This window comes from Moorena sp. SIO3E8, assembly GCF_010692445.1.
GTDB classification, from domain to species: Bacteria; Cyanobacteriota; Cyanobacteriia; order Cyanobacteriales; family Coleofasciculaceae; genus Moorena; species Moorena bouillonii.
In genome coordinates, this window is record NZ_JAAHHM010000052.1 from 15,381 (window position 1) to 27,020 (window position 11,640).

The 11,640-nt window shown below is 41.3% G+C and carries 10 protein-coding genes; 6 read left to right on the top strand and 4 right to left on the bottom strand.

The window, feature by feature from the left end; translation table 11 throughout:
- Positions 1-326: 326 nt before the first annotated feature.
- On the top strand, positions 327-2,384 hold the full coding sequence (locus tag F6K46_RS21095; protein ID WP_293063574.1) for a COR domain-containing protein: 2,058 nt from the start codon (positions 327-329) through the stop codon (positions 2,382-2,384).
- A 515-nt stretch (positions 2,385-2,899) separates the two neighbouring features.
- Here the strand turns inward: F6K46_RS21095 and F6K46_RS21100 are convergent.
- Together F6K46_RS21100 and F6K46_RS21105 are read right to left on the bottom strand one after the other, a co-directional pair.
- Positions 2,900-3,994, bottom strand: a complete 1,095-nt coding sequence (locus tag F6K46_RS21100) for an IS630 family transposase (protein WP_293063576.1) — start codon at positions 3,992-3,994, stop codon at positions 2,900-2,902.
- Between the two features lie 192 nt (positions 3,995-4,186).
- The gene (locus tag F6K46_RS21105) at positions 4,187-4,372 is read right to left on the bottom strand and encodes a hypothetical protein (RefSeq protein ID WP_293063578.1); all 186 of its coding nucleotides are present in this window, start codon (positions 4,370-4,372) and stop codon (positions 4,187-4,189) included.
- 256 nt (positions 4,373-4,628) lie between these two features.
- Here F6K46_RS21105 and F6K46_RS21110 point away from each other — a divergent pair, with 256 nt between their 5' ends.
- On the top strand, positions 4,629-4,784 hold the full coding sequence (locus F6K46_RS21110; RefSeq protein ID WP_293063580.1) for a hypothetical protein: 156 nt from the start codon (positions 4,629-4,631) through the stop codon (positions 4,782-4,784).
- Here F6K46_RS21110 and F6K46_RS21115 read toward each other — a convergent pair.
- Entirely contained in the window at positions 4,773-5,582 is an 810-nt protein-coding gene (locus F6K46_RS21115; RefSeq protein ID WP_293063582.1) for a hypothetical protein, read from the bottom strand. The genes F6K46_RS21110 and F6K46_RS21115 overlap by 12 nt on opposite strands.
- A gap of 339 nt (positions 5,583-5,921) precedes the next feature.
- Between F6K46_RS21115 and F6K46_RS21120 the strand changes: the two genes are divergently transcribed.
- From F6K46_RS21120 to F6K46_RS21135, 4 genes are all read left to right on the top strand, one after another.
- Positions 5,922-6,068 carry a hypothetical protein gene (locus tag F6K46_RS21120; protein ID WP_293063583.1) on the top strand — a complete coding sequence of 49 codons (147 nt, stop codon included), beginning with the start codon at positions 5,922-5,924 and terminating at the stop codon, positions 6,066-6,068.
- Between the two features lie 688 nt (positions 6,069-6,756).
- Positions 6,757-9,009, top strand: coding sequence for a ribonuclease R family protein (locus tag F6K46_RS21125; protein ID WP_293063584.1), 2,253 nt, complete (start codon positions 6,757-6,759; stop codon positions 9,007-9,009).
- Positions 9,010-9,295: 286 nt separating this feature from the next.
- Positions 9,296-9,940 carry a flavin prenyltransferase UbiX gene (locus tag F6K46_RS21130; protein WP_070393920.1) on the top strand — a complete coding sequence of 215 codons (645 nt, stop codon included), beginning with the start codon at positions 9,296-9,298 and terminating at the stop codon, positions 9,938-9,940.
- A gap of 201 nt (positions 9,941-10,141) precedes the next feature.
- Complete coding sequence (locus F6K46_RS21135; RefSeq protein ID WP_293063585.1) at positions 10,142-10,792, top strand: hypothetical protein; 651 nt, start codon at positions 10,142-10,144, stop codon at positions 10,790-10,792.
- 110 nt (positions 10,793-10,902) lie between these two features.
- Here F6K46_RS21135 and F6K46_RS21140 read toward each other — a convergent pair whose 3' ends face one another.
- On the bottom strand, positions 10,903-11,103 hold the full coding sequence (locus tag F6K46_RS21140; protein WP_071105228.1) for a hypothetical protein: 201 nt from the start codon (positions 11,101-11,103) through the stop codon (positions 10,903-10,905).
- Positions 11,104-11,640: the final 537 nt, after the last annotated feature.

Consider the following 11,640-nt stretch of genomic DNA (forward strand, 5'->3'; position numbering starts at 1 on the left):
CCAATTATAGTGATTATATATCCAATTTAGCCCAGCTATATTTATCAAATAATCCCCTCACGAGCCTTCAAAAAGATCTTGGTAATTTATCCAAACTATATTTATCAAATAATCCCCTCACGAGCCTTCAAAAAGATCTTGGTAATTTATCCAAACTATATGTATCAAATAATCCCCTCACGAGCCTTCAAAAAGATCTTGGTAATTTATCCAGTTTATCCAAACTATATTTATCAAATAATCAACTCAAGAGTCTTCAAGAATCTATTGGTAATTCATCCAGTTTATCCAAACTATGTTTATCAAATAATCTCCTGGTTGTTCCATTGCCAGAAGTTTTCAGTAAAGAGGTAGATTCTAATATACAATCTTCTCGGCAATTAAGGAAAGAAAGAGAACTTTATATATATGAAGCTAAGTTGTTGATTGTCGGTGATGCCAGAGCAGGCAAGACTAGTTTAGCTAAGAAAATTCAAGACCCCCAATACCAACTCCAAGACAATCAATCATCTACAGAAGGCATTGATGTTTTTCAATGGAGTTTTTCTCTAGATCACGAACGAGAATTTAAGGTTAATATTTGGGATTTTAGTGGGCAAAAAATTTATCCTGCCACCCATCCATTTTTCTTTACTAAACGTTCTCTATATATTTTTGTGGCGGATAGTAGCAAAGAAGATACGGATTTTTATTATTGGCTAAATAGTGTAGAAAAGTTAAGTAATAATAGCCCCCTGTTGATTATTAAAAACGAGAAACAAGACCGCCAAAGATATATTAACGAAAGCGCTTTGCGAGGACAGTTTACCAATCTCGAAAAAACTCTGACTACTAATCTCGAAACTAACCGAGGGTTAGCAGAGATTATCGCTGCTATTCAATATTACATTCAAAATTTACCTCACGTGGGACAACCATTACCGAAAACTTGGGTAAAGGTGCGTCAAGCTTTAGAAAACAATTCTCGTAATTATATCTCTCTTGAGGAATATCTAGAAATCTGTGAAACCAATGGATTTACTCTACTAGAAGATAAATTACAGTTAAGCGGATATCTCCACGATTTAGGGGTATGCCTTCATTTCCAGGATCAAGAAGATTCCTTGTTATATAAAATAGTCATTCTTAAACCAGAATGGGCAACCGATCCGGTTTACAAAGTGCTCGATAATCAGGAAGTAATTAATAACAAAGGAAAGTTTACCCGCAAGGATTTAAAACGTATTTGGCAAGACGACAAGTATGCCTCTACCAGAGGAGAATTACTAGAACTAATGAAGAAATTCCAACTTTGCTATGAAATTCCTGATTGCAAAGATACCTTTATCGCCCCTCAACTCCTCAGCGATAACCAACCAGACTATGATTGGAATCCATCCCACAATTTGATTTTACGCTACGCTTATCCGGATTTTATGCCCAAGGGTATTATCACTCGCTTGATTGTGGTGATGCACCAGTATATTGACCAACAACAATACGTTTGGAAAACTGGCGTCATCTTAACTAAGGACAACACCAAAGCTGAAGTGATTGAATATTACGGTAAACGGGAGATTAAGATTAGGGTTGCTGGTATAGATAAGCGTGGATTATTGAGCATAGTTGCTTACGAACTAGATAGAATACATGATTCTTATAAGCGCTTGAAGTACAGTAAGTTAATACCTTGTAATTGCCCTAAGTGTAAAGACAGTCAGTCGCCACACTCTTATCCCTTTGAAACATTGCGAAAATTTATAGCAGACCAGGAATACACCATTCAATGTCAAACAAGCTATGAGATGGTGAATGTTTTGAGTTTACTTGATGATATAATAGATTTGAACAAGTTAGTATCTAACGATCATCAAGATAGTAATAAATCAATTGACGTTAAAGGCGATATTCAACAATTATTCTGGCTATCATCACAACAAGGTAATATTTCTGGAGATTTTTCTGAAATCATGGCTAATATCAACGATCAAAGTCCCAAAATAAATATATCTGGATCTGGTAACATATCTGGCAACGCTAAAGTTACAAGTAGTAGTGCTGGTTGGTTTAACTTAGGTGATATTAGTGGTAAGGTTACCAATACTATCAACCAGTTACCTAGCTTTGATGCTGAGCCTGAGTCTGATAAAAAACAACTGAAGGAATTACTCAGTAAACTGCACAACGCAGTTGAAGAAGAGTTGGATGACGACTACAAAAAAGAAGCCCTAGAACAAATTGAAGACATCGCTTCTTCTTTAACTAATTCCGAAGATAGTGCTGTGAATAAAATAGCCAACAAGGCTATGAAAATGCTAATCAGAATTGCTGGTGCTTTGTCTCCTACTGCTAATATGGTTACTATATGTAAGGAATTACCAGGTTTGATTAGTAAGATATTTTGATATAGCAATTCTACGACTTGTGAGGTACAAATATCTGGGTTTTAGGGAGTAGGGAGCAGGGAGCAGGGAGCAGGGAGCAGGTAAGAGAAACCCACCCCTAACCCCTCCCAGGAGGGGAAGGCAAGAACCAATACTCAAACAATTCTATGTACCTCATGAGTCCTAGAAACGCTATAAAAAGGCAATAGGCAATAAGTCTAAAAAGTAAAAAAAAATAGCCGTAGATATTATGTCTACGGCTTTTTCAATGCCACAGTAAGTGGATTGAAATTCTCATGTCAATCAGATCCCAAACCAAACCTGATGTGATCTTATTTTACAAGACCCGAGCTTTTTCCATTGGGGGGAAACCCCCCCCAGAAATTTAAAGTGTTATGGCAACAGCCAATACTTCATCATTGTCGTCATGACTTCGCCTGGAACCTCCGTCGGCTCCATAGGGCTCCACTCGCAAATCTCTGCATAACCAAATACATAGAGGGTGTGCATGCTATAAATTAAGTAGGTGGTCTTAATTAAACGTTAAAAACTTGATCATTTTTACTATCTACATTTTCAGATATTCTCCACTGTTGAAGCTGATAACCTACTTGGCAACTTCGTTCTTTTATACCTTCTTTAACTGCTAAAGCTAGATCGTATTCATCCTCAAACATTCGACCAGAAATTTGATGAGTTTTAAGTTGATGCCACTCCCCCTCTATTAGATTAAGTTCTGGACTATAAGTTGGCAGAAAAAATAAATACAATCCCATTTCTAACCATTCTTTTTCTTGACTTTTTACCTGATGACTTTTATGACTTGAGGAATTATCCAAGACAATTACTGTATCTATTCCTGTTTTTAGTCGAGTTTTTTTTGCTTCTTGAGCTTCTATCTCCAAAATTTTGATCAAATTATCTTTTTTGATGCTACCAAGTTTTAAAGTATAGTTAAAGCTTTTTTGGGGCTCATATAATCCTAATATATTTAGACGTTTTTCTCGTTTTTTACTTTGGATAATTTGTTTCTGTTTTCCTACCTTTATATAACTAAAACTTACAGGACTCCAAAGACTAAAACCTGCTTCATCTAAGTATTTCAGTCTGATATCACCACAAGAGGCTTGCAGACGTAACCTATCTAAATCTGCTTTTTTATATTCTTTTTCTCTGGGGTTAGGATGTCGTCTTGGACTTGTTTTTGTTCGCTTCCACAAATCTCCTTTTTTTTTGAGTATCTTGCGAATTATTTCCGGACTTAATTCCACTTGACGCTCTTTTTTGATAAGAACAGATAGCTGCTTACTATTGTAAGTTCTTTCCCCATGATTACAAAGCTCTTCCAGATACTCTATATCCGATTCCTTCCAAGTTTTTTTTCTACCACTTCTTGGGTTATCCCAGAGTCCTTCTTTGCCTTGTATTATCCACCTATGAATTGTTTTCCTCACTGTATTCGGCGACCAATCTATCCATTCAGATATTTGATTCACTGTCCATCCTTTAGCATTTAAGCAGATAACTTCTACTCTTTTTCTAGTTCTTTTTGGACAATTACTATCATGTTTGAGCTCTAACAACTCTTGGATGTCTAACTCACTTAGACGGATTTTTAATCGAGCTGGCATTATGGGTTCGGGATTTTTTAACTACTTTTCTATTTTACACTTAATTACGCCCACCTACTTACTGCTTTACGAGAGCCTTTGAGAGTGTGCTCAACAGGGTATTTTTTGAGGTTTGGATTAAATTCTGTTGACATGTTTGAACTATTGAACTCGAGGTCATATTTATAATAATAATGATTACAAATAAAACTGTCAAGGGTTGTAAAAAACTTTTTTTTGGTTTTTTATGGAGAAGTTGCAATTAATTTGAAACTTATAATTAAAGGGATAAAATCGGGAATCGGGAATCGGGAATCGGGAGTAGGGAATCGGGAATCGGTAACAGATAAAATTAATATAGCGTTTATTGCATTTATGAGGTACGCTTATCAACCTCAAAGTCCCCCTTTTTAAGGGGGATTTAGGGGGATCAGTTTGTCCCTCATGGTAAATATCATGGCTATAGTATTTGATTAGTTAAGTAATTCAAATAATTGTTATAATTTTAGGTGCCATATTTATAGCAATTTGCATATAATTTAATTATAAAAATCTTAGCTGTTCGCGTAGCATGCGCGTAGCGCATATGCTGACGATTTCAGGTTAATAAAAAAAGGGATACTCTTTGCTGAGCATCCCTTTTGTTGTTAATCTAATGTTACTTACAGCGTTTTTCAGAACTATCAGGTACACAGGATTTTTACCTGTGCCCTGCTCCCTGCTCCCTGCTCCCTATTCCCTATTCCCTATTCCCTGTTCCCTGTTCCCTGTTCCCTGTTCCCTTTCTATAGCTAATAGCTTAAGAATCTGAAGGTATTGGCTGAGATTCTAGATATTTCAGAAAAGACATTAACTCTTGGTCACTAAGCAGCTGACGCGATCGCTTACCGTAAGTTTGTAGAAGATAGTCTTTCCCCTGTTGAGTTGTCCAACCCAGACGCTTCATTTCTACATTAGTTTTAGTAATGATGTCAGAATGGTCAACAATTCCAGAACTCAATGATCCCATGTCACTGGTGTTAGTCTCTATGGTATTTTGAGAATATGACTGGACTGGAGGATCAGGTTGTGGGGTCTGGTAGATAATCGGCTCCCTCTTTATAGGGATATCAACTGGCACAGAGGTTTCTAGGTCCGTTGAAAGGGAGTCATTGCTAAATTTCCTTGCTGGTTCTACTGATGGGATATTGGCAGCGGTTTCCCTAACCTCTCTAGCTCTTGACTCTGAGAAAGAGTAACTACTGGTGTCACTGGTTCGAGTAGCTTGAGTAAAATGATGATTGGGTTGAGTCTGTTCATGACTTGCTGAGGTCGAGCCAACATCATAGCGAGGCAATGGTTGCAGCGGCAGATTTACCTCACGCTTTGCTCTGGGATTATCCTTGTTTTGATCAATCCCTTTCGTGCTATCCATGCCTAAAGCAGCTAAGGCTCTTTGTCTGGCTTGATCTTCTGCTAATTCAACAGTTTGGGCAGCAGCTAGACCGGTGACCAAGATGGTACCCTCAACTTTAACTGAGCAACGTACTATGTACTGACCATGGTCAATCGCTAAAAGATCGCTGATCAAGCTGCCTTGAGGATAACGATCTCGGAACTGAGTAAACATAAAACCATTTCCTGCCCAAGTCTAAGCATTATATCATAGCATAGCTAGACCCGAAAACTGTAGCAAACGGAACAGCTGATCTGCCGAACACCGGAACATTTCTTCCCGATTCCGTACTCCCGTTGATGTACAATAAAACATAATATAATAGAACTATCTTTGGTAAGCTGGCGCTAAATCATTCTGTAGTTACAATCTGCAACAGACCTAGGAGAAAGGAATTTCAGTTGCGGTTCCTGATCCAGTTGAGCAGCACAGCCTACGCAAAACCAAAGTTTCTTTTTCCCAGGCGCTCTAGGAACAAGAAAACAGAGGGCGGGTACCTCCAAGTTCCCCTCGTTGCCTACACCTACGCTTCTTCCAGAAGAGCTGTCATATCCTGATGTAATTTATTGCTTTTTAGCCTACGCGAGTCAGTATGACGATTCAGAAAATCTGGATTTAGGGCGTAAGCGTGACCAATCGGTTGCCCTAATGGTAGACTAGTAGTAGATATAACTGGGGAATTTGGACAAAGTTCCGAGGCTGACCAGACTAAGCTAAGCTTCTCTTTTGCCCCAGGGGCTACAGCATTGCCAAAGCAAGGGGACTAAGTTACCAGGAAGCGTAATGGTTCTGAGTATTGCAGTGTCTGAACAAAAGAGTTAAGCGCCAAAGAAACTGGGTGGCATTGGAGATTCTCACTCTTTGAATCGGTTGCTTCTTATACATAACTGCCTGTAAGTTACCCGTTTGATGATAACTTCGCCAAAGAAACAATCGTCCTAGGGGCCTCAAACCGTAACTCAAAGAAGGTGCCATGGCGTTTGAATCACTGGCTATTGACCAACCTCTGACTCAAAAATCCCGCAGGCAAAGTTAGGTGAGTCATTAGCCTAAAAGTTACCCTGACCTTAGTCTTGCTTCGGAACAAAAACAACAGAGTTGGTTAAACAGTTTAGGCAAACCATCAGTGGATACCCTTTCCTGGGAAAGAAACACAAGGGGTGGAACAAGTTCAGGTACCCGGGAAAAGTAATGCACGTTTTCTTTGCTGCTCGGGAAGTGTACACCTGGCTTGCCTTTCAATGTTCAGCCGATGACCCGATCGCATCAGGGACTGTCCTACCCCGCGCGATCGCATGCTCTTAAGGGCAACAAGCAAAAACCACGATCAGACGAAAAGGATTGTTGGATGGAATTTTCAATCGCTACATTACTTTCTAATTTTACTGATGATAAACTAGTGGCACCCAAAGTCTTAGAAAAAAAACTTGGTTGCCAAGACAAAGAAAGTCTCAAAAAACTCCAGATTTCCCTGGATGCACTGGAAAAATTAGGAATTCTGGTTAAAGATCGCGGCAGGTATCGACGTGTTTATGAAGAAGACGTGGTGGAAGCCAAGCTGCGCTGTTCGAGTAAAGGCTTTTGTTTCGCCATCCAAGAAGTCGAGGGAGCCGATGATATTTACATTCGGGAAACCAATCTCAGTACTGCCTGGAATGGCGATCGCGTCCTAGTCAAAGTTACCAAAGAAGGTAGCCGACGCCGGTCTCCTGAAGGAGAAGTGCGGTTAATTCTGGAACGGGTAAATCCTTCAGTGCTAGCGCGAGTCAAGGACATTGGTAATGGTTACCGAGCCTTTCCCCTTGATGACCGACTCTTGTTTGAACTAGACCTTGAACCAGATGAGGAAATCTTACAAAAAGCAGTGGAGCATCTGGTTCATGTAGAAGTCCTACGCTACCCCCTCGGACAAAACCCTCCCCTTGGAAAAGTTGCCCGTATTTTAGGAAGTGATGCAGAAGATGCGGCTGACACCGACATTGTCTGTTGCAAGCACGATTTACGCTCTAACTTCCCTGATGGGGTACTTCTAGCCGCTGATAACTTACCGAAAAAGCTGAAAAAATCAGACTATAGCCAGCGCTTAGATTTGCGAAAGGTTCTGACCATTACCATTGAAGATAAGCTAGCTAACTCAGAGAAGGTAGTTGTAGAAAACGCCTTTACTCTAGAAAAAACTGAAGCAAATCAGTGGCAACTGGGGATACATATTGCTGATGTGGCTTACTTTGTCCCTCCAGACTCTGCCTTGGCTGATGAAGCCAGAAAAAGGGGTACAGCAGTTTATCTGTCCGATGTAATATTGCCTTTACTACCAGAAGCCGTTACCCAGCTTTGTTCCCTAGTACCAGGTCAAGACCGCTTAACCATGTCGGTACTACTCACTCTAGACGAAGCTGGTCAGGTAGTAGACTATGAGATTCAACCGTCCATAATCCAGGTACACTACCAGCTCACTTATGAGCAGGCTCAATCCCTTCTGGGGGGACATGAGCAAGCTGACTCAGAATTGGCACCTGTGGTGGACATACTCAAAGAACTGTTTTTTACCTTGAGTCCAGCAGTCAGGGCGCAACGAAAGCAGCGGGGTGCCTTTGACCTAAATTTGTCCCAGATTCCATACCCCTATAAAGATGAAGGGAGAGTGGGGGCTCTAGAGGTTTCTTCAACAGTACCAATGCAGTCGTTGTTGAAGGAATTAGTGATCTTAGCTAATGAAGCAATAGCTACCCACATCCAAGCCCTAGGTTTGCCAGGGATTTACTGTGTCCAGGGGCTACCAGATTGGGATGGGCTTCAGGATTTGATTAGGTTGGGCATGAATCTAGAGCTAGATATGCAGCTTGAGAAAGAAGAAACCATTACCTCTCAAGACTATCAGGGCTTTACCCAGCTATTTTCCAAATCCATAGCACCTAAAGTATTGATCTATTTGTTGTTATCAACCTTAAAACCAACAGGTTATAGTTCAAAACCAGGATCCCACTTTGGTCTAGCATTGGATACTGGCTATACTCACGGAGTATCACCACTGAGGCGCTATGGGGATTTATGGGTACAACAGTTACTGCATTTGGTATTTGAAAAAGGAAGAGACCGTCGTTCTACCCGTTCCAAAGACCGGGTAAATCTCAATCATAGCAGCTGTCAAGGTAATATAAACTGGAATGTTTTACCACCAGAAATTCACCAAGAGTTAGAAAATCAGTTAACTACATTAATTCCCCATCTCAATGACCGTGAAAAGATCACCATGGATGCAGAGATGGATTTACAGGGCTTAAAGAAAGCTGAACAGATGAAAGAGCGTACAGGAGATATCTTCAGCGGGCTGATTACTGGAGTTCAATCCTACGGCTTTTTTGTAGAAATAGAAGACTTGTTAGTAGAAGGATTAGTTCACGTTAGCTCTCTCAAGGATGACTGGTACGAGTATCGCTCCCGTCACGCCTGCCTAGTCGGTCGGAAAAATCGCACTGCCTATCGATTAGGCGATCGCGTCGAAGTCCAAGTCAAGAGTGTGGATTATTACCGTCAACAAATTGACCTGGTAACCGTAAGCGGCGGTAGTTTTGCTAGTAACGAAGATTTAGAGGAGTAAGTTATTCGTGAGTGGTTAGTAGGTTACTCGAAGGTTAACTAACCACTCACCACTCACTACCAATTAAATGATATTAAGTCCGGTTAATAACTTATAATACCCTTGATTCTAATAGGGTTAATTTCTTTTTGTTAATTAACAATGTCAGCTGATAGCTGATAGCTGATAGCTGATAGCTGATAGCTGATAGCTGATAGCTGATAGCTGATAGCTGATAGCTGATAGCTGATAGCTGATAGCTGACGGCTGAATACTTACCAACCGGACATAATTTGACTACTGACTAATGACAACTCCTTTAATTCTTGGTGTCACTGGTGCATCTGGCCTAATCTATGCTGTAAGGGCTTTAAAGTATTTACTAGAGGCTGACTATGCTATTGAGCTGGTGGCATCGAAATCTACCTATATGGTTTGGCAGGCAGAGCAAAATATTCGCATGCCTCTTGAACCCGATCTACAAGAACAATTCTGGCGTCAGCAAGCGGCAGTCGATCAGGGGGGCAAACTCATTTGTCATCGGTGGGGGGATGTGGGAGCCAGTATTGCTAGTGGTTCTTTCCGTACTTTAGGAATGGTGATCATGCCCTGTAGTATGAATACCGTAGCAAAAATGGCTGCGGGCTTCAGTACTGACCTGCTGGAGCGTTCAGCAGATGTTCAAATTAAAGAAGGGCGTAAGCTAGTAATCGTACCTCGTGAAACACCCTTTAGCTTAATCCATCTGCGTAACCTTACCAGGTTAGCAGAAACAGGAGTTAGAATTGTGCCAGCTATACCGGCTTGGTACCATAACCCTCAAACCATCGAAGATTTGGTGGATTTTGTGGTAGCTCGTGCTTTAGACCAGTTAGACATTGACTGCATTCCCCTAAAACGGTGGCAGGGCAGAAGTAATGATTCCCTTAAACATAGTTATCATGATAGGTAGGAAATCAAGATATCGGAAAGATGGGGAAAATAGGGCAGATTTAACATAGGAAGTAGTAGGAGGCTAAATCGTCAGACTTTTCTGCCTTGAGCCTGACATATGCTGATAAATCTTCATCACCCCTCAACTTTTAACCTATAACCTTCAATCCCTTGGTTTATGTTTAGGATTATTATATTCTTATGTTTGGTAATAGGTGGATTGGCACTGTTTGTTGTTGATAATTGGTTGCCAGTGCTACCTTTGGTCTTTCTAGGCATGAAGACACCACCTCTACCTCTAGCCTTGTGGATTGTTGGTGCCGTTGGAGCTGGAGTTCTAACCAGCATCAGCCTACGACTCCCCAATTACCTGGCTTGGCGTTATTCTAGTCGAAATTCTGAACCACCGGACGACGAGCCATTATTTTCTGAATATAGCCGTGGCGAAAGTTATCAAACCCAGACGAGGCAGGATAAAACTCGTGAGCGTCGAGCCTCGAAACAAACCTCAAAAGATGATACAAGCTCGGATTGGGAAGAAAGTAGTAGTCAAGAGTGGGACTTTGAGGAACATCAGGATTCAGATCGAGTTTCATCAGCTCGCCAAGGGGTTAAGCAAGATTCGAGATCACACACCACTAAAGGGGATCCCACTAGGGATGACCTGAGCGAAGAACCCGAAAGTAGTGATCAAAGCGATTCCGTTTATTCCTATGGTTATCGCAAACCTGGTAATTCAGGTGTTGGTAAATCTGAAACAGTTTACGATGCCAAGTATCGAGTCATTAATCCACCTTACAAGACGGTAGCTAAGCAGACTGAAGAGGATGAAGAGGACTGGGGGTTTGAGGATGATGAAGACTTTCAATAACCATGGTTGACGGTTGATTTTATTATAACTAGCAATACAATAGCAGCCAAGGTAGTAAAAGGTTACTCCTTGGCTGTTATTGTTAGATAGTTACTCAATTATCCATTGGGCTAATTGTTCATTTGTTCGCGAGATTGTTGCCTCACGCGGCCAGTCATGGCGGCTTCCTGTAAGGCCATAAAGGCATCCAGATCCGCCAAATCGTACTTTTTATGTTTTTGATGGAGCATCCTGCGTAATTTATCCTCGGCTTCTATGGTAAGATAACCGGTTGTGAGAGCTTGTTTGACAATGTCACGAATTAGCAACATTTACTTTGTTACCCCTAGTTTAGATGGAGTGACCACTAGTGAAAACCAGTAGATCTGTTCCACTGGATAGTTTTGTGAGACACCGAAATCAGCTGCTTGATCAGGTAGTTGAGTGCCAGGGATTAAAACCGATGTGTTATACATATTTGAGTCTCCCTGGTCTACAAAATTGGGGTTTGTTGTACCCTGATGCCAAGCTTGGACTTGCATTCAGTCCATAGCATGACCAGGCTTACGGTGCTCAAACACCGCTTACCCAGTCTGCTTAGGTCTAAGCCTAAGTTTCTGGCTACTTTGTCAGCCATGCAAAGTGCGAGTGGGGGAAACCCCGGTCACGACCCTGCATCGCTTCTAATGACGGCGCTTAAAACCGCCAAATCTCCCTTCCTCCGCCACATAGCCACATAAATGATGACGGTTTCCACGCTCCCGTTTTCTTGATGCAGTCGCAGATCAGGAAAACCAAGCCAGTCGCTCATAGGGAGGGGCTGTATGCATAGGCTTACGGTCGCCCGAAGTCAAGCCCAGTGGGCACCC